This is a genomic window from Gordonia otitidis (genome assembly GCF_020735545.1).
In the GTDB taxonomy this organism is placed as follows: domain Bacteria; phylum Actinomycetota; class Actinomycetes; order Mycobacteriales; family Mycobacteriaceae; genus Gordonia; species Gordonia otitidis.
The window spans coordinates 4777528-4802872 of the sequence record NZ_CP085974.1 but is presented as its reverse complement, the minus strand read 5'-3'; the positions used below and the strand labels follow the sequence as shown (position 1 = coordinate 4802872).

4 protein-coding genes are annotated in these 25345 nt (G+C 68.7%); all 4 read right to left on the bottom strand.

What is annotated here, in order from left to right; translation table 11 throughout:
- Positions 1-2: 2 nt before the first annotated feature.
- Genes entS through LK459_RS21690 form a run of 4 tightly spaced genes read right to left on the bottom strand, consistent with a single transcriptional unit; the run spans position 3 to position 25295 of the window.
- Positions 3-1310 carry an enterobactin transporter EntS gene (entS, locus tag LK459_RS21705; protein WP_227920706.1) on the bottom strand — a complete coding sequence of 436 codons (1308 nt, stop codon included), beginning with the start codon at positions 1308-1310 and terminating at the stop codon, positions 3-5.
- Entirely contained in the window at positions 1307-14776 is a 13470-nt protein-coding gene (locus LK459_RS21700) for a non-ribosomal peptide synthetase (RefSeq protein WP_227920705.1), read from the bottom strand. Before LK459_RS21700 ends, entS begins: the two co-directional genes overlap by 4 nt.
- Positions 14773-22251: a non-ribosomal peptide synthetase gene (locus LK459_RS21695; RefSeq protein WP_227920703.1), complete on the bottom strand. Its 7479-nt coding sequence runs from the start codon at positions 22249-22251 to the stop codon at positions 14773-14775. Before LK459_RS21695 ends, LK459_RS21700 begins: the two co-directional genes overlap by 4 nt.
- Complete coding sequence (locus LK459_RS21690) at positions 22248-25295, bottom strand: non-ribosomal peptide synthetase (protein WP_227920701.1); 3048 nt, start codon at positions 25293-25295, stop codon at positions 22248-22250. Before LK459_RS21690 ends, LK459_RS21695 begins: the two co-directional genes overlap by 4 nt.
- Positions 25296-25345: the final 50 nt, after the last annotated feature.

The window sequence follows — 25345 nt, the reverse complement described above, 5'->3', positions numbered from 1 at the left end:
GCTCAGGAAATGCTGCTCTCGACTGGACGCTCGGCGCGGACTTTCACGACGGCTCTGAGTACGCAGGCGGCGATGATCGACAGCACGAGTAGCGCGAGACCGTAGTAGACGATTGCGTCCGATGCCGTCCAGATCGTGCCGAACGCGCCGGCGACGAGTGCGCCGATGGTCACGCCGCCGACCTCCTGTGCCATCCAGATCCCGTTCACCCGGCCGAGCAGCGGCCCGGGCGTGTGGTGCTGGATGAGCGAGTACCTCAGGACCTCCTGCGTGGCTTCCAGATAGCCGACGACGCACAGGAGCACGATCGCAAGCCACGCCACGGGGGCGAATCCGAACCCGATCTGGACCACAGCCGCGGCAGTGAGCGCACCGAGCAGCACGATCCCCGGACGCGCGACGCCTGCGAGCCAGCCGCTCGTGAGGGCACCGAGCATGGCGCCGCACGCGACCGCGGCGTAGAGCAGGCCGGTGGCTCTGGCGTCGCCCCCGAACCGCTCGGCGACCAGTGCGGGAAGCAGAGCGACCAATCCGGCCCCGAGCATCGCGAGCACGCCGACGATCATCACGCCGAGGACCACTCGCTGCGAGGTCAGAAATCCCATGAGCGACTGGGGCGCGTCACGGTGTGCGGCGTCGGCGGCGTTCTCGTCAGAGGCTCCCGGCTCGGGTCGTGCGTCGAGTGTCGGTGCCGACGGTGGCATCGACGGGAGTCCGAGCAGGATGAGCACCGTCGCCGTCGCCAACACAGCCGCGACCGTGTAGGCCCACTCGACGCCTGCCGCGGCGATGATGAAGCCCGCGATGGCGGGGGAGATCGCCGTGCCCACGCGGACCGTGAGCGAACTGAGCGCACCGACGGCGACGAGTTTGTCGCGCGGGATCAGCGTTGGAACGGCCGCCATCAGTGCCGACGTCGACAGTGACCCGATCAGTCCGTCGATCCCCGCCAGCACGTAGAGGGCCACGACCGAGGTTGTTCCGAAGACGCCGAACGCGTTGAGTGCGAGGCCCGCGAAGCTCAGTGCAGCACCGGTGCGACCCAGCAGGATCAGCCGCTTGCGATCGAACCGGTCGGCGAGCACACCACCGATCAACATCCCGACGAAGGTCGTGATGCCCGTGACGGCGGTTGCCGCGCCGACCTGTGCCGACGATCGGGTGAGGTCGTACATCTGGATCGGCACCGACACCATCAGCAGGCCGATTCCGATGATCGAGATCAGTCGTGCGCAGAAGATGCGTCGGAAGGCGGCGCTCTCTCGCAGGGGACTGATGTCGATCAGAACCCCGCGCATACGCCCGCTCATCGACCACCTTTCGTCGTACCGTTCGTCCTGTCGGTCGTGACCTCTGCCAGGTTCACCAGTGCGGCCAGCCACCGATCCGCCAGAGCTGCCACCGCGTGAGCGTCGATCATGCCCGGCTGATAGGTCCACGTCGCCGAGAGTCTCGGCCCGTCCGTTCCGTCGACGGTGGCGACGTCGACGATGAGCCCGTAACCGGCCGGCATCGCGTCGTCTGGGCCGATGTCGACCGATTCCGGCGCCATCGCCCACCCGTCGAACGCGAATTCGCGGTACCGGCCGACGTAATTGAACTCGATCGCCGCAGTGGGTAGGTCAGTCTGTGCACGACGGACAGCACCGTCGCCGAGATCGGATCCGTACCGGAGCAGACCGTACCCCACGCCCTCGTCGGGTATCGCAGCCCGCTGCGCAGCGAGGCGACGTGCCTGCTCGAGTGGGTCGTCGGTGTCTCCGATCCGGATCGGGTGCACCGCGGTGAACCATCCGACAGTGCCGGTGAGATCGGCCCCGGGTACCAGGTGCTCGACACGACCGTGCCCCTCGGAGTCGACGATGGTCGGTGTGCCGACCGCGGCTCCGAAGGCGCCGAGCAGTACGTCGTCGACGCCGACGCCGAGACGGGCACCCACCGGACCGAGAACGGCCCGCGCGGTCTCGGCGTCCACCTCGACGCGATGACGTGCGGCGGAGCCCTGGGTATCGCACGTCGTGTCGAGCGGACGCACGAAGATCGCGGTCGGGTCCGCACCGGCGCCGGCACCGCGCCACAGGTCGAGTTCTGCACTGCGGTCGGTCGTCACCAGCGCACGTGCCCACGCGCCGAAGTCGGTCGAGACGTCCGCCAGTGAGATGTTCTCGGCGGCAACGCCATTCGTCAGCTGCGAGTAGGCGGCCAGTAACTCCGGTACCAGCACTCGCCACGACACCCCGTCGACGACGAGGTGATGGATCGCGAGCAACAGGCGCCCCGACTCGTCTCCGTGGTCGATCCAGGTGGCCGCGAGCATCTGGCCCGCACGGGGATCGAGACGGTCACGGGTGCGATGTGCCACGGCGGTCACGTCGCGGTCGGTCTCACGGACCACCTCGACGGCCGACGCCGACTCGGGGATCTCGAAGCGCCACGGGCGTGACCGGGTCACGAGTCGCGCGCGCAGCATGTGATGCCGTGCGACAAGCTTCGTTGTCGCCGCTGCGAGAGCGTCGACGTCGAGACCGGACGGCACCGTCAGCAGTACGGACTGGTGGAACCCGCCGATGTGCTCACCACTGCCGTCGGTGAGCTCTTCAAGCCACCGCACGATCGGTGTCGCCGGGACCTCACCGGTGCTGACCTGCGCCAGGGTCGGCGTACCAGTGGTGCTCTCCAGCGCATCGGCCAGCGCCGCGAGGGACCTCGTGGTCATCACGACGCGTGGGCTCACGGTGAATCCCTCGGCGCGCAGTCGCGCGACGAGCTGCATGGCGACGATGCTGTCACCACCGAGTTCGGCGAAGTCCTCGTCGAGACCGACACGGTCGATCCCCACGGCGAGAACATCGGCGACCGCGCGGCAGACACTGCGCTGCACCGGCGTCTCCGGCGCTCTGACCTCGTGCTCGAAGTCCGGCTCCGGGAGCGCGCGGCGGTCGATCTTGCCGTTGGGCAGTGTGGGCAGCGCGTCGAGGATGACGACGGCCGCGGGAACCATGTAGTCGGGCAGTAGCGACCGCACCCTGGCGCGGAGAGTTGCGGGCTCGACCTGCCCCGCGCCGCTTTCGCTGCGCAGATCAGCGACGACTACGTAGCCGACGAGTCTCCCGGCCCGCGCGACGACGAGAGCCGAGGTGACGCCGGGGATCGCCGCGAGTGCCGCCTCGACCTCGCCGAGTTCGACACGGAAGCCGCGGATCTTCACCTGGTCGTCGCGCCGACCTCGGTAGTCGAGCTGACCGTCGCGGGTCAACCGCACGGTGTCACCCGTGCGATACATGCGTGCACCGTCGGCCGTGAACGGATCCGCGACGAAACGCTCCGCGGTGAGGTCGCCGCGACCGAGGTAGCCGCGCGCCAATCCCGCACCCGCGAGATACAACTCGCCGTCGACGCCATCGGGGACCGGACGCAACGCGGCGTCGAGTACGTAGGCCCGTGCCCCGTCCACCGGGCGCCCCACGACGGGATGCTCGGCGTCTGCCGCACGGGCTACGAGAGCATCGACGGTCGCCTCGGTGGGCCCGTACAGGTTGTAGGCGTCGGTGCGGGGCAGGGCTCGGTAACGCTGCCACTGGGCGTCGGGGATCGCCTCCCCGCCGAAGCCGACGGCGCTCATCGTCTCCTCGGCACCGTCGAGGTGGCGCAGATGGGACGGCGTGAGCTCGAGGAAGTCCCAGTGCTCGGCGCGTAGTTGCTCGGCGAGCGACTGAGCGTCGTGCTGGGTCTCGGCGTCGACGATGGAGACCTCGTGGCCGTCGAGCATCCACAACTGGGGTTGCCACGAGGCGTCGAAGGCCAGCGACCAGGCGTGCCCGACGCGCAGGCGCTCGCGCCCGGCGCGTCGACGCGCAGGCTCGTACAGCATTCGCCGGTGACTCGCGAACAGATTGGTGAGTCCGCGATGAGGTACGACCACGCCCTTGGGGGTGCCGGTAGAGCCGGAGGTGAAGATGACATACGCGGGATGGTCCGGACGCAACGGGGTTCTCGGGACGACCGAGCGCACAGAGCCGGTGTGTCGCGAATCCGTCTGCACCGCAGCCGAACTCAGGTCGCCGATCGGCATCGGATCGGCTGGATCCGGGTCGGCGAACAGGGGGTCGGCGACGTCGTCGATCACCCGGCGCGGTCGGGCGACCGCGGTCATGGCGGCCACGCGTTCGGCAGGTGTGTCGGGTTCGATCGGCAGGTAGGCGGCGCCTGCGACGAGGACAGAGAAGATCGCCTCGAGGGCCAGCACCCCGCGCGGCAGTGCGACGACCACCACGTCTTCTGGACCGATGCCCTCGGCCACGAGTCGCGTCGCGATCGCCGTCACCCGGGTGTCAAGTTCACCGAACGTGCGAGTGCCGTCTGGACCGCGCAGCGCAGGCGCGCTGGGGTCGCGTGCGACGACGGCGTCGAACAGTTCGGGGAAGGTCGCCGCGGGAGCGGCTGCGCGATGCAGATCGCGGTGTTCGGCGGGGATGCGGATGTCGAGGTCGCGCAGTGCCCGATCCGGTTGTGCGGCCATGAATTCCAGGACCGTGACGAGGCGCTGTCCCATGGCTTCCACGGTCACACGATCGAAGAGGTCGGTGCTGTACTCGATGACACCGCCCACGCGCGGAGTGTCGCCGGACGGATCCTCGGTGAAGTCGAAGGAGAGGTCGAACTTCGCGGTCGTCGGGAGCGGGGGCGCGGCTGGGCTGCCTTCGGCAGGCGACGCGTCCGGCAGTCGTCCCTCGACGTAGACCACCATCGTCTGGAACAGCGGGTTGAGGGCCGCCGACCGGGATGGCGCGACGGCTTCGACGACCTGCTCGAACGGGACGTCCTTGTTCTCGAGCGCCGACAGGTTGCCTGCGCGTACGCGGGCGAGCAGTTCGCTCACCGTCGGATTCCCCGATACGTCGGTGCGCAGCACGAGCGTGTTGAGGAAGAAGCCGACCAGACGATCGAGCCGCGCATCGTCGCGGACGGTGACCGGTGAGCCGAGCGGGATGTCGGTGCCCGCGCCGAGGCGGGAGAGCAGCACCGCGACGGCGGTCTGCAGCACCATGAACATCGACGTGCCGGTCGATGCGGCCAACGTCTTGAGCGCCTGCACGGTGTCGGGGGCGAGAGCGACGAGCACTCCGTCGCCGCGCCCGGACGGACGCGGGGGGCGAGGTCGGTCGTAGGGAAGCGAGAGCTCCTCCGGCGATCCGTCGAGCGCCGCACGCCAGAACCGCACCTGCCGCGCGCCGCGCTCGTCGGCGAGTAGGTCCCGTTGCCACGCAGCGAAATCGGAGTACTGGAGCTCGAGCGCGTCCCACTTCGGTGCATGCCCTGCGCTGCGTGCGCGGTAGGCGGTGCCGAGGTCGGCGCGCAGCGGCGCCGCCGACCACTCGTCGGTGGCGATGTGATGGATCGTCACCACTGCAACCTGCGACGTCACTGCAACCCGGACCGGTATCTCGGTCGCCAGATCGAAGGCGTGCGCCGAGTCGGCGAACAGTTCGTCCGCAGTCCCTGCCACCTGCAGCGGAACCGCCGGATCGTCGACGACGTCCGGGCGATCGTCCGGGTATCGCGTACGCAGGATCTCGTGGCGCGCGACGACGTCGTGGATCGCCGCGCGCATGGTCTCGGGATCGATGGCCGTCGTGCCGGCGGGTCCGCCCGGCCGCCAGAGCAGCGGCACGTTGTAGGTGCTCGTCGGTCCGGAGACGCCGGCAAGGGTGAGCATCTGCTCCTGGCCGTACGACAGCACGGGTGCGGCACCGGGACGCCGCCGCAACGGCGGTACCTGCGACGGGGTGGCGCCCGGTCTCTCCGCGCCGCCCGCACCGTCGGCGACGAGCCATGTGGCGAGTCGCGCGATCGTCGGTTCGTCGAACACCGTGCGCACACCGACGTCGTAGCCGAGCGAACCGCGGATCAGGTTGACGAGTTTGATCGCCGCCAGCGAGTGTCCGCCGATGGCGAAGAAGTTCGCGTGGACGTCGTCGACGTCGGTGCCGAGCACCGACGAGAAGATCTCCGCGAGGTCGGTCTCGAGCCGTGTGCGCGGCGGGGTTCCCGACGTGGCGGCGCCGCCGGGCGTCGGCAGCGCACGCCGGTCCAGCTTGCCGGTGTGATTGAGCGGAAAGGATTCCAGCACCGCGAGCGGCGCGGGGATCATGTACTCCGGCAGGAGTGCGGACAACTGCTCGGTCACGGACGCCACCAGTGTCGCCGGGTCACCCGTCATCTCGTCGCGCGCGGCGACGATCCAGCCGACCACCCGGTCGGAGTCGACCGCCGCAGCCGCGTCCGCGACCTGGGGAAGGGAGCGCATCGCCGACTCGATCTCACCGAGTTCGACACGATTACCCCGCACTTTCACCTGACTGTCGGTCCGGCCGACATACTCGAGGTCGTCGCCTCGACGGCGGACCAGATCGCCTGTCCGGTACACCCGTCCGCCGGGGAACTCACCCGTCGGGTCGGCGACGAACGCACCGGCGGTGCGTCCCGCCCTGGCGTGATAGCCGCGTGCGAGCGGTGTTCCGCGCACGTACAGTTCGCCGACCCCGCCGTCGGGTACCCGGCGTAGCGAGGTGTCGAGCACGAGCAGGTCGGCACCGGCGATGGGTCGGCCGATCGGCGAGGTGGTGGCGTCACAGCCACGCGTGGCGACGTGGTCGGTGACGACGACGGTGGTCTCGGTCGGGCCGTAGGCATTGATCACCGCGAGCGTCGGCGCGGCATCGAGTACCGCGTCGACCAGGTCGGAACGCAACGCCTCACCACCGACGATCATGTGGCGCAACGAGTTCGCGACATCCAGGAAGGTGACGAAGTGCTCGAGAAGTGACGGCACGAACACCGTCGTGGTCACCTCGTGCTCGGAGATGAGCTCGGCGAGCCGCCGGGGATCGCGCTGCGCACCCGGCTCGGCGACCAGCACGGCTGCGCCCGCTGCGAAGGGCAGCAACAGTTCCCAGACCGCGCCGTCGAATCCGACGGGAGTCTTGGCCAGTACCGTGTCACCGGGGCCGAGGCCGCCCGCCGGTATGGTCTGCAGGCGCCAACGCAGGACGTTGACCACACTGCGATGCGTGACCACAACACCCTTGGGCCTGCCGGTGGACCCCGAGGTGTAGACGACGTACGCCGGCTGATCGGGGTGCACCCGTCCGCCGACGGCCGTGGTGTCCTCGAGCGGGCGCCGCCCGGCGGCACCGACGAGGGCCCCGTCGAAGAGGGTGTCGTCGACGCCGACCACGGGCATGGTGCCGTCGGCGAAGGCGTCGACCGCTGTGGGGTCGCAGACGACGGCCGCGTGGCGGGCGTCGTCGAGGATCGTTGCGACGCGCTCGGTGGGAACATCCGTGTCGATCGGCACATATGCCGCTCCGGCACGAAGGACCGCGTGCAGGGCGGCGAGCTGAGCCATACTGCGCGACATCACGACGGCCACGACGTCCCCTGGTTGCACCCCGGAGTCGACGAGCCGCGCGGCCAGTTGCCCGGTTGCAGCGTCGAGTTGCGCGTAGGTGACGGCGTGACCTGCGGTGTCGCGCAACGCGATCTGAGTGGAATGGGCATGTGTGGTCGCGGCGAAGAGGTCGGCCACCGTTGTCTCGTCGTCAGACAGTGCATGCCCGCCGTGCTCTCCGGCACGGATCGACTCGACATCGTCGGGGCCGACGAGCTCGACGGCATCGACGCCGACGTCTGGTGTGGTGGCGACTGTCCGCAGAATGCGCACGAGGCGGGCGAGCAGGTCGCGGGCCGTCGTCGCGCCGAACATCTCGGTGGCGTACTCGAGCGCGACGGTCAACTCACCGGATTCGGTGTTGTCGACAACGGTGAACGCGAGATCGAACTTCGCCGACGCCGACGTCAAGTGCTCGAAAGTCGCCGGTACGCCGAGGAATCGGTCGGGCACCGCACCGAGCGGCAGGTATCCGACACTGACCTGGAAGAGCGGGTTACGTCCGGGAACACGCGGCGGCGCGCAGTGTTCGACGATCTGCTGGAACGGGATGTCCTGGTTGTCGAATGCGGCCAGGTCGACGGCGCGCACGCGATCGACGAGCTCACCGAAGGTGGGGTGGCCACTGACGTCGGTCCGCAGCACCTGGGTGTCGACGAAGAAGCCGACGAGGTCGTCGAGCGCGGGGTCGTTGCGTCCCGAGACCGGTGACCCGAGCGGGATGTCATCGCCTGCACCAGAGCGATGCAGCAGCAGTGCCACGGCGGCCTGGGTGACCATGAACATGCTCGCGGCGTGCGCAGTGGCGAGTTGTGCCAGCGCGGCGCGGGTGTCCGCGTCGACGACGGCCGTCTCGGTGGCCGCCGGACCGAGACCCGACGGTCGTCGTGGCCGATCCCGGGGGAGGGCCAACTCGTCGGGCAGGTCGGCGAGTGCCTCGGCCCAGAACTGGAGCTGGTCCACGTGACGTGTGGCGACGCGGTCACGTTGCCACAGCGCGTAGTCCGGGTACTGGACGGGTAGTGCGGCGAAGTCGGGGGTGGCGCCGGCTACCCTGGCCGCGTACGCCGCGGTGAGATCGGTGAGCAGCGGCCGGTCCGACCACTCGTCGGTGGCGAGGTGGTGCATCGCGATGGTCAGCAGGGCCGTATCCGGTGACCCGGTGTCCGACGCCTCGCTGTCGGCGGGCAACCGCACGAGTTGCACCCGGATGGGCGGAGCGGATCGCAGATCGAAAGGGCGGGTGAGGAATTCGCGGGCGAGCTCGCTCGCTTGCGGTCCGGTGTCAGCGTCGGTCGCTGTGTCGAGGGTGTGGATCTCGACGACGTCGGGCACGTCGGCCGGACCGAGCACGCGTTGGTACACCTCCCCGTCGCGGCTGGTGTCGAACACGGTGCGCAGACTCTCGTGACGCATCAGCACGTCGTGGACCGCCCCGGACAGTGCGGCGGCGTCGATCTCGTCGTGCATCCGCACCACGTGGCCGTAGTGGTAGGAGATGTCGTCGGGGTCGAGCTCGTAGAGCACCCAGAGCCGCTCCTGCGCCGGTGAGAGCGGAATGTGCTCGGGTCGCTCGCCGGTCGGGATGTCGCTGCTCGAACCGGTCAGCTCTGCGCGCAGTGCGATGTCGGCGGGAGTCCTGGCCTCGAACAGATCACGAATGGCCAGCTCGGCGCCCAGGTCGGCGCGCAGGGTGGAGACCAGCCGCATGGCCGCCATGGAGTGGCCACCGAGAGCGAAGAAGTCGTCGTCGATCCCCACCGGGCATCCGTCGTCGGTGTCGGGTAGTCCGAGCACGTCGGCGAAGATCTCGCACAGGCGTCGCTCGAGCTCGGTGCGGGGCGCGCGACGCGTACCGCCGACCTCTGGCGCGGGCAGCGCCTTGACGTCGAGCTTGCCGTTGACGGTCATCGGGAATCCCTGCACGGTGGCGAACAGCGTCGGGACCATGTAGTCGGGCAGCGATGCGCCGAGCTGCCTGCGCACCTCCTGGTAGTCGAGCTCACGCGCCGGATCGGCCGGGATGACATAGGCGACAAGACGTTTGACGTCGGGTGTCGCTGGGTCGGAGCCGGCGACGACGGCCGACGCCGCGATCTCGTCGAGAGAGGTGAGTGCTGCGTCGATCTCGGCGAGTTCGACGCGATGGCCCCGCACCTTCACCTGGTCGTCGGTGCGCCCGAGGAAGTCGAGATTGCCGTCGGGTCTGATCCTCATCGCGTCGCCGGTGCGGTACAGCCGGCCGCCGTAGGAGAACGGATCGGCGACGAACCGCTCGGCCGTCAGATCGGGACGTCCGAGGTAACCGCGGGCGAGTCCCGCGCCGCTGATGTACAGCTCGCCCTGCACTCCCGCGGGCACCGGACGCAGCCAGGGGTCGAGGAGATGTGCTGTGGTGTTCCAGATCGGCGTGCCGACGGACGATGTCCGTGTCTCGTCGGTGCCGACGCCGAGGGTGTTGATCGTGTACTCGGTCGGCCCGTACAGGTTGTAGCCCAGCGTGTGCGGATGTTGGCGCAGTCTCGTCCACACCGGTTCGGGCACCGCCTCACCACCGAGCAGGACGAGCGGGGGGACGTGCGCGCCGTCGAGCAGTCCGTCGGCAACCAGTTGCGCCGCGTAGGTCGGCGTGACGTTGATGACGTCGATGCGGTGCGTCGCGCAGTAGTCGACGAGCGCGGCGGAGTCGGCGCGCAGTTGCTCGTCGGCGATGTGGACCTCGTGGCCCTCGACGAGCCACAGCAGCTCTTCCCAGGACATGTCGAACGCGAAGGACACGGTGTGCGCGATCCGGAGCCGGCCTCGCACCCCTGCTTCTCGGGCGAGGGCGATCGCGGGCTCGAACACCTTCTCGCGGTGGTTGAGCTGCATGTTCGTCAAGCCGCGGTAGGGCGTGATGACGCCCTTCGGCTTGCCGGTGGAGCCCGATGTGTAGATCACGTAGGCGGGCTGCGCGGGATCGACCGACGGGGCGACCCAGGTCGGGGAGTCGGGGTCGGGAAGTGCGTCGATGTGCAGTGTCGGTAGGGCGAGAGTGGCGAACCGCGTAGACACCCGGCTGTGGGTGAGGATCAACACGGGAGAGGCGTCGGCAATGATCTGATGGAGCCGGGCGTCGGGGTGGTCGAGTTCCAGTGGCAGGTAGGCGCCGCCGGTCCGCAGAATCGCGAACAACGCGACCACGGTCTCGATGGATCGGGGAATAGCCAGTGCGACAATGGTTTCCGCGCCAACTCCGTGGTCGGCGATAATATGGGCGACGCGGTCGACCTCGGCGTCGAGTTGCGCGTAGGTGAGTCGACGGTCGTCGAAGACCAGGGCGACTGCGTCGGGGATGGTCGCCGCGCGTTCGGCGAGTAGTCCTGAGACGGTGGTGTCGGGCAGTGGGTGGCTCGCGCCGATCAACGGCGCGTCCGAGTCGAGGGTCAGATCGAGGGCGGCCACCGAGTCGTCGAGGCCGCGTCCGATCGATTCGAGCGCGTTTCTGAACCTCGTGACGAAGCCGTTCGCGTGCCGATGATCGATGAGATCGTCACGGTATTCGAGACGGAATCGGATCGACCGTCCGGGCGTCACGACCAGCGCGAGCGGGTAGTGGGTGTGATCGAGACTGCCCTCCCCGATGACGTCGTGCAGGCGCGACTGTTCGCGCTCCTCGTCCTCGGTGCGGAAGTTCTGCAACACGTAGAGCACATCGAACAGCACCGGATGGCCGGTTTCCTGTTGCAATCTGGCCAGCCCGATGTGGTCGTAGGCCATCAATGCGACGCGCGCGTCCTGACTGCGGCGCAGGAATTCTCGTACCGTCTCGTCGGGTCGGAGCGCGGTTCGTACGGGCACGGTGTTGAGGAACAGCCCGATCACCGTGTCGAGGCCCGCGACCTCGGTCGGCCTGCCCGCCACCGTGGAGCCGAACGCGACATCGGTGACACCGAGAACGCGTGACAGGGTCAGCGTGAGCGCGCCGGAGACGACCGTGTTGAGCGTGACGCCGGCGGCCCGCGCGTCTGCCCGCAGCGCATCCGACACGTCGACGCCCAGGTCGACCTCGATCCGACGCGGTGCTCGTGGCGCCACATTGACGGCCCGCGGCGCGACGAGTGCCGGTTCGGTGTAGCCGTCGAGATGTGCCCGCCACGCGTCGAGCGCCTCGGCGTCGGAGGTTGCTGCAATCCAGGCCAGATAGTCGCGGAGTGACGCTTCGGGTGTCGTGGCGGCGACGCCTTCGAGGTGGGCGAGTAGGCGCGATACGACAAGTCCACCAGACCAGCCGTCCCACAACAGGAATCGGCGATTGACGACAATGCGGTCGCGGTCGCCCGGCAGGTGGATCAACGTCATGCGCCACAGCGGGGCCGTGTCGATCGGTATGTCCGCGGTTCGGTCGGCATCGAGCACGGCGTCGAGTTCGAAGTCGACGAGGTCGGCGGGGGTGTCGACGAGATCGACGACGTCGACCACGGGCTCGACGTCGCGGACGATGAGTTGCACCGGGGCGCCGTCGATCTCGACGAACACGGCACGCAGCTCGGGATTCTCATGCAGCAACGACCGAGCGGCCGCCCGTAGTGAGTCCTTGTCGATACGGTGGCCGAAATCGAGCCAGAACTGGGCGGTGTAGATGTCGTCACCCGCATCGACCTGCGACTGGAAGAACAGTCCCTCCTGTAGCGGGGTCAGCGGCCAGATGTCGTCGATCACCCCGTGGACACCGGTGAGTCGCTCCAGCGTCGACTCGTCGACGGTGACGAGGCGCCGATCGGCGTCGGCAACCACCGCGTCCGCGAGTGCGCGTGTGAGAACCTCGGCGTGCGCGACCACACGGGGATCGGCCTCGGCGATCACCGACCAGCCCCGGGAAGCGTTGCGGGACAGACGGATCGTCACGGGATGTGCGGTCGGCAACCCGTGATCCCCGACGAGCACGTCGGGCTCGACGATCTGACCCGCGGTGGCGGCCGCCGTCAGCGCAGCACTCACCTGGGGTGACAGGTAGCGCACGACGTCGAGGCACGGACCGGTGGTGTTCGCGCGCGTGTCGGGGACCGACGGGTTCGCCAGATCGACACGTAGCGGTTCGAGTGCCTGCAGGGGGCCGACCGTACCAGCCCCCTCAGCGTCGCGCAGGTCGAGCGCAACGTCGATGAGCAGGTGGGTGGGTGCATCGGATCCGTACACATCAGCGGTGGCACGCGCGACGGCGAGTACCAGGGCCTGTCGCGTCGGGGCCGGGATACTCGGATCGTCGACGTCGATACGTGAGGTGACTGTCGCGCGATCGTATGGCGATGACGCGGATTCATCCCCGACCCTCGGGAGGGCAGCGCCTGGCGCCAGGGTCTCGAGATAGTGCGGCAGTCCGGCGACATCGGCTGCCTGAGCGGCCAATGCCGTTGCCAGCGTGCGGAGTCCAGCGCTCGGGACGTCGAACTCGATGTGTCGTGCCGCAGCCGCGTCGTCGAGTGCGGTCTGCAGATCCGCGCGCAGGATCTCCGCGGACGTCGGGTCGACGAGCACGGGGTCGAATGCGGCGATCACCTCGCCGGTCGCGGGCACAAGTGTCACTCCGGGTGCCGACTGGCTGGTCGGCTCGACGTCGGCCTCGGTGACGGGAAGCACGATGTCGTCGACAGCGCTTGTCGTCATCGTCCACAGGATGGGTGCCGGGCGGTTCAGTGTCGTGCGCAGCGCCGGGTGCTTGGCGACAAGTGCTGCGGCGATCTCACGGACATCATCGACGGACACCGACGAGGCGGCTCGTGCTCGCACGACGCGCGGGGGTAGCGACTCCGGGTCGATCTGCCGTTCGCGCAACCGTGCTACAGCCGGTGTGAGTGGTACCGCGCCGACACCGTCGTCGGCCACCACCGGGCCCGCGGGCGGCGCGGGAGCGTCGATTCGACCGTCGGGCGAGAAGGCGCGCAGCCGTGCGCCCGGATTCATGGCGAGTGAATGCAGGAAGACGGCGAACTCCGCACCGACGAGTCGGGCCTCGTCGCGTGCGTCGTCGACTGTGCGGATGACCACCTCGGCCGGGCGTTCTCTCCGCCGCACCTGAATCTGGATCTCGATGTCGGACACGGGTCCCGAGGCGAGCGCGTGCAGGGCGAGCGGTTGTCCGCCGATGGTCTGCCGGGAGGTGTTGGCCATGACGTTCACGCCGAGACCGAACATGCGGTAAGGCTGAACGGACGCAGCCGGCCCGCCGGCCCGACTCTCCTGCGCGGCGAGTGCGCGACCGAGATCCTCGCCGCGGAAACGACTGTGGGCGACCACCGCGAACACCGCACGTTCGGTTCGCGCGGCGAGGTCGGCGAGGTTGTCGCGCGGACCGGCGTCGACGCGCAGCGGTAGCACACTCGTCACCATCGACGGGGTCGTGCGGGCGCTGCGGTCGAGGCGTCCGGTCACCGGAAGTGCGAGGACAAGGTCGGTCTGCCCGGTCCGGACGTGTGCGAACGCTGCGACGGCTGCGATCAACAGCACGGTGGGTCGCACCCCCGCATCCCGCGCCACGGCGCGTAGTGCTTCGAGATCGTCGAGTGGGATGTCGAAGCGCGCGGCCACGACTCCGCGGCCGGGAGCGAGATCGTCGTCGAGCAGACACACGGGTTGCGGTCGGTCACCCATGCGGTCGAGCCAGTAGTCGGCGTCAGCGGCGAAATCGGGTCCCTCGCGGTACTGTGCTTCGGCGTCGAGGACCGGCCGCAACCTCCAGTCCTTGGTGCCCGTCGATGTCTCGGCATCCGACCGGTCGGCCGGGTCGGTTCCGTCAGCGGGGATGCGTGTGCTGTCGTAGTGCTCTTGCACCGCCTGGGTGAAGAACCCTAAACCCATTCCGTCGCACACGAGGTGGTGGACCTTGAGGAGTGCCAGGACGGCCTCGACGCGACCGTCCGGTGCCAGGCTCCTGATGATCGTGCACTCGGTGAGCGGGCCCACCGTGACGTCCATCGGCCGCGACAACTCGGCGGTCATCCACTGGTCCACCTCGGCAGCGGGGATGTCGCGGAACGGGACGTCGAAATCCGCTGTCGGCAGTATTCTCTGGCGTACCTGGCCCGCCTCCTCGACGAACACCGCACGCATGGCCTCCGCGGAGTCGAGGACCGCCAGCAGCGACGTCCGGAGACGCTCGACGTCGATGCCGGCATCGACCTCGACGTAGAGGCCCGTGATGTACAGGGTCGGATCCGGCGACGCCTGCATCGACAGGTAGATGTCGCGCTGTCCGGCGAGCGTCGGCAGCGTGGCGTGCGGACCGTCGGTGTCGGCGGTCGCGTATCCCGCGTCGTCGGCGGATGTGTCCGGCGGGGTCGAGGTCACTGATCGGCTCCGGATTCTGCCGACGCCGATAGCGAGTCGAGCGTCGCGCTCAGTTCGTCGGCGAGTGCGCGCACGGCGGCGTCGTCGAGGTGGTCGGGGAGGTAGCGCAGTGTCGCGGCGACGACGGGGCCCGTCGTCTCGTCACGACAGACGATGTCGATCTCGAGTGGATATGCGACGCCGAGGCCCGGATCAGGGTCTGCGGCGAGAGCTGTCGATTCTGCGGACGGTTGCCATGGCGAGCCTCCGCCGACGGTGAAGCGGCCCAGGTAGTTCAGCAGCACCGACGGTCGGGACATGGCGGCGAGTGCTGCGGACAACTGCGGATTGAGGTAGCGGAGCATGCCGAATCCTGCGCCCGCGGACGGCATCGTCGTCCACGCCTCCTCTGCGGCATGGATGGCGGTGTCGATGTCGTCGGTTGGGTCCAGACGGATCGGTGCGATGGTGGTGAACCACCCGACGGTGTGGGACAGGTCGGCGTCGATACCGAATTCGTGCGCGTCACGACCGTGACGTTCGGTGTCGATGATGAGATCGGCGGTGCCGAGTACGCGGGTCGCGGCGACGCGTAGGGCTCCGATGAGCAGCGATGTGATCCCCACCCCGCGTCGCGCGGGCAGGTCCGACACCAGTGCCGCGGAGGTGCTCGCGGACAGGGTGACGACGTGGCGACGCTGGCCGGCGACTGTGCCGGTTACGGGCGGTCGGCCCGGTACGAGCTCGCCGCCGGGCGCCAACACCTGCGCCCAATGGGTCGCCTCGTCGAGAAGCGCCGGATCGGCTGCCCGCTCGGTGACCGCCGTCGTGAATCGATGCAGGGGCGTCGGCGTCGTGAGCCGAAGCGTGTCGCCTCCGTTGCGCGTGGCGTCCCACAGTGCATGCAGGTCGTCGAGCAGGATTCGCCGCGAAACACCGTCGACCGCGAGGTGGTGGATGACGAGGATGAGTCGTCCAGCCACCGGATCCTCCGGCGAACTGGGCGTCAACCACGTCGCGGCGATCATCCTGCCGGACGTGGGTGCCAATCGGCTTGTGGCCGCGGACGATTCGGCTGTGACGACGGCCGAGAGCGCATCGTCATCGTCGAAGACCGGCCGGTCGACGGGGACGACCTGCACGACATCGTCCACGTCGACGGAGCCGGGCGGCGTGCTCTGCATACTCCAGAGCACGCCCGCGACGACCTGCAACGAACTGCGCAGTGCCTCATGGGAATCCACGAGGGCCGTGAGGATGACACGGAGAGTGTCGACGTCGAGCTCCGGTGGGGTGTCGACGACGAGTGCCTGGTTGAATCGGTCGATCGTGCCCCCGATCTCGCGGAGCCGGTGCACGACGGGCAGGAGTGGTATCGGGGTCGGACGGGTGTTCGTCGAGTTCAGTGCCCCCGCTGAGTGCTCTGCTGCGGCGACCGGCGGGGTATCGACGATCCACTCGGCGACCGTGGCGAGTCCGGCGACGGTGCGGTGACCGAACACGTCGCGTGGCGTGAACCGGATGCCCTCTCGCCGTGCGCGGTTGACCAAAGTCGTCGAGACGATACTGTCGCCACCGAGCGCGAAGAAGTCGTCGTCGACGCCGGGCGGATCTGATAGCCCCAACGTGTCGGCGAAGATGTCGGCGAGTGCCGCCTCGAGGGGCGACTCGGGTGTCCGACTGGCGCCGGAGACCACCTCGGGCTCCGGTAGCGAACGGCTGTCCACCTTTCCGTTGACCGTCAGCGGAATCGAGTCGAGCACGGTGACCACCGAGGGCACTTCGTGTTCGGGAAGCACGTTGCTCAGTTGCGAGCGGAGCGCCTGGCCATCGAGTTCCGTCGTGACCGCGTAGGCCAGAATCCGATCGGCGCCCGTGGGGCCGGGCCGTGTGATGACGGCTGCGTCGCGGACACCCGGCAGCGCCGTGAGCGCAGCCCGGATCTCGCCGAGTTCGATACGGAAACCGCGGATCTTGATCTGGGTGTCGGCGCGGCCGAGATAGATCAATGCGCCCTGCCTGGTCCGGCGGAACAGGTCGCCGGTGCGGTAGAGCACCGAGCCGTCGCCAGCCGGGTCGGCGACGAAACGAGTCGCGTGCAGCGCGGGTCGGCCGGAATAGCCCGCCGCAACCTGGGGGCCCGCGAGGTAGAGTTCGCCGACCGCGCCCACCGGCACGGGGCGCAGGTGGTCGTCGAGCAGATCACCGGTGAATCCGGGCAACAGGGCTCCGACGTCGCTGCCCACCGTCCCGGTGACGGTTTCCTCGCTGATAGCGAGATAGGTTGCGTGAACTGTGATTTCGGTGATCCCGTACATGTTCACCAACCGCGTGTCCGGATAGCGGTGGGCGAACCCGGCCAGTCGCGGAAGGTCGAGCGCCTCTCCGCCGAAGATCACGTAGCGCACCGAGCGGAGCTCCCGATCAGCCTTCTCCGTGTCGGTGGCGTCGAGGGCGAAGAACGCCGACGGCGTCTGGTTGAGCACCGAGACGGCCTCGGACTCGATGAGGGCCGCGAAGTCGGCGGGCGAGCGCGTCGTGGCGCGGTCGGGTACGACGATGCGAGCTCCGGTGGACAGTGGACCCCACAGCTCCCAGACCGAGAAATCGAATGCGTACGAGTGGAACAGCGTCCACACGTCCCGCTCGTCGACGTCGAACAGGTCGGCGGTGGCGTCGAGGAGCGCGAGGACGTTGCCGTGTGTGACGGTGACACCCTTGGGCCTTCCGGTGGAGCCGGAGGTGAAGATCACGTATGCGCGATCGGCCGTCCCGATCGCCGGGGTGACGAACTCGCTGTCGCGGGCCGGGACATTCCTGTCGGATGGAGCGACACCGTCGAGATAATCGGCGTCGACCACGATCGCGGGATCGGCGTCGGCGAGGGTGGTCGCGATCCGCTCCTGCGGGTAGGCGGGGTCGATCGGAACGTAGGCAGCCCCTGCACGCAACACGCCGATGATCGCGGCCACGAGGTCGGCTGACCGGTCGAGGACCAGCGCGACGAGGTCGCCCCGTCGGACACCGTCACGGTGCAGCTGTGACGCGATGGCCGCGCTCCGTGCGTCCAACTCGCGGTAGGAGAGTGTGGTCGAACCCGCGGTGACCGCCGCACGGTCGGCGAACCTGTCCGCCGTGGCGGCGAACACGTCGACCAGGGTGCTCCTGCCGGATTCCGGATCGGTGGAGTGAGTGGGAGCGTCGAGGACGGGCAGCGCGGCCGTCGGGCCGAGTCGTAGCTGCGCGAGGTGTCGTGTGGGGGCTTGCACCATCGCACGCAGGACGTCGTGGACCCGCTCGGCGAGGTCCATCACGGTCTGCTCGTCGAAGAGTGCGGCAGCGTACTCGACGCGCAGCCGGATCCCGGCCGACTCGGGGAGTTCGACGAACTCGAAGGTCAGGTCAAATTTCGAGGTCGCCGACCGTGGGAAGACCGGTTCGGCGTCTAGGCCGTCGAAAGTGGGCGCCACGATGGGATCTCGATACTGCACCATCGTCTGGAAGACCGGGTGCCGGGTGAGCGAGCGCTCCGGCGAGAGAGCGGTGACGATCTCGTCGAACGGCACGTCCTGGTGTGCCAGTGCCGCGACATCCGTCTCGCGCACGCGGCCGAGCACCTCGACGAGCGTCGGGTTCCCGGAGAGGTCCGTCCGTAGCGCGAGTGTGTTGACGAACATGCCGATGAGCGAGTGGGCCGCTGCCGACGAGCGCCCGGCGACCGGGGTTCCGACCACGATGTCGGTGCCCGCTCCCGAGGCGTTGAGTGCGAGCGCGACGGCGGCATGTGCGCCCATGAACACGGTGGCGTCGAGCGCACGGACCGCAGCACGTAGTCCGTCGAGAATCTCTGCGCCGACGACGATCTCGACCTGACCGCCGCACGGATCCGGGTCGAGCGGCCTCGGCCGGTCGTAGGGCAGCCCGAGTTCGGCCGGAGCGCCGGAGAGTTGTCGGCGCCAGTAGTCGAGCTGACGTGACGACAGGGAGTCCGGATCGTCGGTGCTGCCGAGGCGGGCGAGTTCGGCCACCGTGTGGTCGGCGTACTGGACGTCGGGTGCCCGCACGTCGACGCCGTTGTATCCGGCGGCGAGTTCGTCGAAGAGTGTGCCCGCCGACCACTCGTCCGCGGCGATGTGGTGCACCGTGAGCAGCAGGACGGCGCAATCCGCGGCGGTGCGCAGGAGGTCGGCGCGCAGTGGAAGGTCGTCCGCCAAGTGGAACGGGCGGCCGATCAGATCGGCGATCGTCACATCCAGTTGCGTCGGCGCGATGGCGTGTTCGGTGATCTGAATTCTCGCATCCTCCACCGGATCGACATGTTGCGTGTCGTCGACAATCCGCGTGCGCAGTACCTCGTGACGTGCCACGACGCCATCGAGTGTGCTGCTCAGTCGTGCGAGATCGAGTTCGCCGTCGAATCTGACCGCGAAGGGGATCGTGTAGGCGGCGTCGCCGACACCGTTCTGGAACGCGAGTCGACGCTGCGCGGGCGACAGGGGTACGCGTTCCGGACGCGGCACCGAGGGGGTGCGGTCGGCCATGTCGTTCTCGATCGAGGCTCCCGTGTCGGCGAACAACGCCGCAAGCTCTGCCAGCACGGGGTGCGCGAAGACGTCCGCGACGGGAACGACCCGGCCCGTTGCCACCCGCAGCCGTGTGAGAACGCGGGTTGCCGAGAGCGAGTTGCCGCCCACCTCGAAGAAGCTGTCGTCCATGCCGGGGGTGTCGATCCCGAGCACATCTGCCACGGTGTCGACGACGAGCTTCTCGAGATCGGTGGTCGGCTCGCGCCGAGAAGCCGTCCGCGACACCCGTGGTTCGGGCAACGCTGTGCGGTCGATCTTTCCGCCGGGTGTGCGTGGGAGGGCGGCGAGTCGGGTCCAGGTGGCCGGGACCATCGCCGCGGACACCGACTCGAACAACTCGGTGGGCAGCTTCTCGGGTGCCAGATCTCCCGTGACGTACGCATCGAGCCGGGTTGTGCCGTCGTGGTCGTGACCGACGGTTACGACGGCGTCGTCGACGCCGTTGAGGGCGAGAAGTGCCTGTTCGACCTCACCCAGCTCGACCCGTACGCCGCGCACCTTGACCTGTGAGTCGGATCGTCCGAGGAGGCGCAGCTCTCCGTCGGCGCCGATGACCCCGCGATCACCGGTGCGGTACATGCGGCTGCCGGAGCCATCGGGGTTGGCGACGAATCTGGTTGCCGTCCAGTCGGAGTGCCCGTGGTAACCGCGTGCGAGTTGAACGCCGGTCACGTAGACCTCGCCGGGGCGACCGGCCGACACGGGGTGCAGGTGACGGTCGAGCACCACGACACCTGTGCCGGGCACGGGTGTGCCCACGGTGATGGTGCAGGCGCTCTCCGTGATCGTCCCGGTCGTGACGTCCCCGGCGACCTCCGAGGAGCCGTAGGAGTTGATCACGGTGTCAGCGCTCGAGACGAGTCGGGTTGCGGTGGTGGCGGGCAGTGGCTCGCCGGAGACGACCCAGCGGCCGATCGAGCATGCCTCGCCCGCGGCGGCGACGTCGACCATCGCCCGCGCGAGAGAGGGCACCGCCGTGATCTGGTCGACGCTGTAGCGGGCGGCGAGATCGATGAGCGCGGATGCATCGCGGGCGGAATCGTCGTCGGCGACGACGACGGTCGCGCCCGCCGCCAGCGCGCCGAGGATCTCGGTGGTGCCGTCGATGAAGGCGATGGCGCTCTTGGCGAGCACGACCGAACCGTCCCAGCGTCGGGCGGCCCACGCGATGCGGTTCGCCAGTGCCGCTGCGGTCCCTACGACGCCCTTCGGGACGCCGGTCGACCCCGACGTGTAGATGAGGTACGCGGCTGACTCAGGATGCGGTGCTGCGGGTTCGGAGATCGGCGCGTCGAGTGCTGCCGTGCGGAGCCGGGCGTATTCCTCGTCGTCGAGCACGATGTCGGGTGCGGCGTCGTCGAGCATGAATCGGATACGACGCTCGGGATAGGAGGGATCGATCGGCATGACGACCGCGCCGAGTCGCACACCGGCGAGAAGCGCGACGACCATGTCGACGCCGCGTGGCAGTGCGACGGCGACAACGGATTCGGTGCCGACACCGCGCGCGGAGAGCACGTGGGCCAACCGGCCCGCCATCGCATCGAGTTCGCGGTAGCCGACGCTGCGCTCGCGCACGATCAGGGCCGTACGCCGTGGCGATCGGCATGCCGCTGCCGAGATCTGCTCGCCCACCGGGACGTAGGGCACGGACTGCGGCGCCGGTAGCGGCTCAGACCACGACGAGACGGATAACCGTCCGAGCGGCATGTCGCGGGACGACGCGAGCACCTCGAGCCACGCGACGGCGTCGTCCAGCAGTCGTGCATCGGCGCCGCGACGTTCGAGAACGAGTCCGATCTCGGGATCGTCCTCGACGAGAAGTGTTGCGGCGAAGTCGTTGTCGTCCTCGACGTGTGGACGTACCTCGCCGCGCGGGAAGCTCTCGAACACGACCAGTGAGGTGATCAGCCCGTCGATGCCGACCGCGGAGGTGATGTCGGCGAGCGGGACGTGGTGGTCGGCCAGCAGGGCGAGTTGCTCGCGCTGCAGCCGGGTCAGAGCGCGGCCGACGGTCTCCGTCGGGTCGATGCGTACGCGGACCGGGATGGTGTTGACGAGCATGCCGATCATCTCGTCCACACCGGGCACCGACGGGTCACGACCGGACACCACCGTTCCGAACACGACGTCGTCGGAGTCGTTCGAGTCGGCGAGGACGAGCGCCCATGCCAGCTGGACCACGGTGTTGAGCGTTGCGGTGCAGCCTGCGGCCAATGACCGGAGCGATGTGGACAGCTCGGCGTCGAGACGTCTGCGCAACGGGGTCGCGGGGATGGGCGGTCCGACGATGTCGACGGTCGTCGATGCTTCGACACCGTCGAGAGCCTCGACCCACGGTGCGACATCACGCCCGCGGTCGGCAAGCCAGCGTGAGTACTCGCTGATCGCGCGCACCGGCGGCAGTGCTTCTCCGCGATAGGTCCGCACGATCTCGCTGAGCATCAGATGCAACGACCAACCGTCGAGCGCGACATGATGCGCGACGACGAAGAGCCGGTGCGGACCGTCGTCCTCCGTGAGGAGTGTGAACCGTAGCGGGGGAGGCGTATTCAACGCGATGCCGTCGGCTCGGGCACGGTCACGGAATCCGACGAGCCCGCCGTCGACGGTCGCGATGTCGACCACCGGGAGTTCGATCTCGACGTCCATGTGCACCCGTGCGACGGGTTCGCCGCTTCGACGCCTGGTGAAGGAGGTGCGCAGCATGGCGTGTCGTGCGACGACCGCGGAAATAGCCTGGCGCAGTCGCTCGACGTCGACCGTGTCGCCGGGTGTCATGTCGAGCGCGAGATCGGCGAGGATCAGGTAGGGGTCGACGTCGCCCTGCACTCGCGGCGACGTCGACCGGTAGACGATCGCTTCCTGCAGACCGGTGAGGGGCAGAACATCCTCGAGCGCCGCGGTCACAGCAGATCCTCCTGCATCAGTTCAGACAGTTCGTCCCGGTCGATTCCCGTAGTGGTCGTTGCGCACTCGTCGGCAGGGCTCGGGGGGCGCGGCCGGTCGAGCGGGTCGGCAGACACACGACGTCGTGCGACGGTGGCGAGTGCGGCGACCGTCGGATGGTCGAAGACCTGCAGTGGCGTGATCTCCCACCCGGCCTGGGCCGCAGCGCTCACCACCCGGACGGCGACGATGCTGTCACCGCCGAGGGCGAAGAAGTCGTCCTCGGCGCCGACCGCGGGAAGGCCGAGAACAGCGGCGAAGGCCCCGGCGAGATCGCGCTCGGCCGGGCTTGATGGAGGACGCGACCGAGCGGCGCATGCCGCGTAGTCAGGTGCGGGCAGTGCCCGTCGATCGATCTTGCCGTTGGGCGTGAGGGGAAAGGCGTCGAGGACGACCAATGCCGAGGGAACCATGTAGTCGGGCAGGACCGCAGCGAGATCGCGTCGCCAGGTCGACTGCGCGAGATCGACTTCCTCGCAGGATGAGTCAGCGGTCACATACGCGACCAGCCGACCGTCCACCGAGCTGACGACGGCGCCGGACACCCCGGAAAGCGCCGTGAGTGCCGTCTCGATGTCGCCGAGTTCGACCCTGAAGCCCCGCACCTTGACCTGATGATCGGTGCGCCCGAGACATTCGACGCGTCCGTCGGGGCGGACGCGTGCCAGGTCACCGGTCCGGTACATGCGCGCGCCGTCGGAGAACGGATCGGCGACGAAACGGGTGGCGGTCAGATCCGCACGGTTCCGATATCCGCGCGCCACTCCGGCGCCGCTCAGATACATCTCTCCGACGTGCCCATGGCCGACCTGATGCAGTGTCGCATCGAGCACACGCACGCCGGTGTTGGCAATCGGTGTGCCCACCGTGATGTCGTCGGCGTCGTCGACCCATGCCGTGGTGGACCAGATGGTCGTCTCTGTCGGGCCGTACATGTTGCGCACCGACCGCGCGTGGGACGCGAGTCCCCGCGCGACATCGGTCGGCAACTGCTCACCGCCGACGAGCACATCGACAGCGGCCAGTGAGGGGCCGTGGCCCGCTTCGAGGAACGCCGACCACAGCGACGGCGTCGCCTGGATGACATCCGGTCGATGTCGGGTGACGAGTGCAGCAAGTCGTGCCGGATCGTGGACGTCGTCGTTGTTCGCGAGAACCACGCAGGCGCCGGCCGCAAGGGGAACCAGCGTCTCGAGTATCGCGATGTCGAACGAGATGGTGGTCACCGCGAGTACGGCACGGCCGGGCCCGAGACCGAGGTCGCCGATCATGTGGTCGGTGAAGTTCGCCAGCGCGCGGCGCGGGATCACGACACCCTTGGGTGTTCCCGTCGACCCCGACGTGTAGATCAGGTAGGCAGCGCCATCGCGGTTGTCGGTGCCCGACACTGCGGTGTCGCTCCGGCCGTCGAGTCGACGCAGTGAGATCCCGTCGTCGCCTTGTTCGAGTACCGCGACCGGCGACGCATCGGCGATGGCGGCCGCGTTGCGATCGGCGGGAAAACCTGGGTCGAGCGGGAGAAAGGCTGCGCCACTGCGCATCACAGCGAGGAGCGCGACGATCAAGTCGACACCACGGGGGAGGGCGATGGCGACGATGGCCTCGGTTCCGATGGACCCGAGGCGGCCGGCGAGTTCGTCGGCTCGACGATTGAGTTCGCGGTAGTCCACGACGTCGTCGCCGTGACGCACTGCTACGGCATCGGATGGGGCGGCCGCGATACGGACGTCGAGGGGGGTCGGGTCGATCGGTGCGGACGTGCCCGACGGAGGCGTGTTCTGGACGTCGTCGTCGAGTCGCAGGGCGCCGACCGGGCGCGTCGGCTCGTCGAGGAGCGCGGCGACGAACGAGGCGAGGGACTTCGCGATGCGCGAGACATCGGCCCGACTGTAGAGCGCGGTGTCGGCGTCGAGCGTCAGTTCGAGATCGGTGCGGTCGTGCTCTCCCGATCCGAGGTCGAGCGCCGTGATCGACAGGTCGACGACCGGTCCGCGACGCAGCGAGCGCACGGTTGCGTCGAGCGATCCGAATGAGATCGTGGAGCCGAAGGGTTTGACGTTCACCGTGGGTCCCACGACTCCGTCGACTCCACGACGGCGTGCGTCTCGCACGATGTCCTCGCCACGATAACGCGCGTGTGGTGCGATTCGACGTATGCCGTCTGCGGCGTCGGCGGCGAGGTCGTCTGCGGTGGCTGCCGGGGTCACGGCGACGCGCAACGGGAGCACGTTGACTGTCGTGCAGGCGACATTGGCTGTGGGGGAACCGAATCGGTTCATCATCGGGAACCCGATCACCACATCGTCGGTGCCTGTCGTGCGGGCACAGAACGCAGCGACTGCCGCGACGAGACGCTCGGGTGACATCGCCAACGCACCGGCGTCGGGGACGACGATGCTCACCGAGTGTGTGTCGGCCGCAACGCGGTGGCTGCGCGGCACGGAGCCGAGAGTGAGAGCTCCGCGGACGCCGTCGAGTTCGCGCTCCCAGAAGATCGCGTCTGCGCCGACGTCGGGCTCCCGCGGAAGATCAACGACGCTCCCGAGTCGCTTCTCATCGTGTGGATCGGAGTACAGCCTGCCGATGCGTCGAACGAGAAGTCCCAGACCGTAGGCGTCGAGCACGATGTGGTGTGCCACCACGAGCAATGCGATGCGGTCGCCTGCCACGAGGATGTCGACTGCCGCGCACGGGCCGACGACGGGATCGATCGCCACCCGCACGGCAGAATGCGCGTAGGTGTCGATCGCGTCCGGTTCATCCCCGAGTTCGCGGACGGGCACGTCGATGGCGTCGTCGAGGCTCACGATGACCGACCCGTCCCGTTCGGCGAACCGCGACCGCAGGCCGTCGGCCTCGTCAAGGGTGGCGTGCACGGCAGCGGAGAGACGGACGAGATCGGGCTGCTCGTCGAAATCGACGAGCTGACCGATGGTGAAGACGTCGGGGTTCGGCGCAACCCTGTGAGCGAACCACAATCCCTGCTGCGCAGACGTGGCGCGCATCAACATCCCGCCCCGGGGAACTGTGAGGCCGCGCTCCCGGGCACTCGACT

Excerpts from the sequence above, each read along its gene's own strand:
- entS (WP_227920706.1), bottom strand. The coding sequence starts at position 1,310 with ATGAGCGGGCGTATGCGCGGGGTTCTGATCGACATCAGTCCCCTGCGA.
- LK459_RS21690 (WP_227920701.1), bottom strand. The coding sequence starts at position 25,295 with ATGCGCGCCACGTCTGCGCAGCAGGGATTGTGGTTCGCTCACAGGGTT.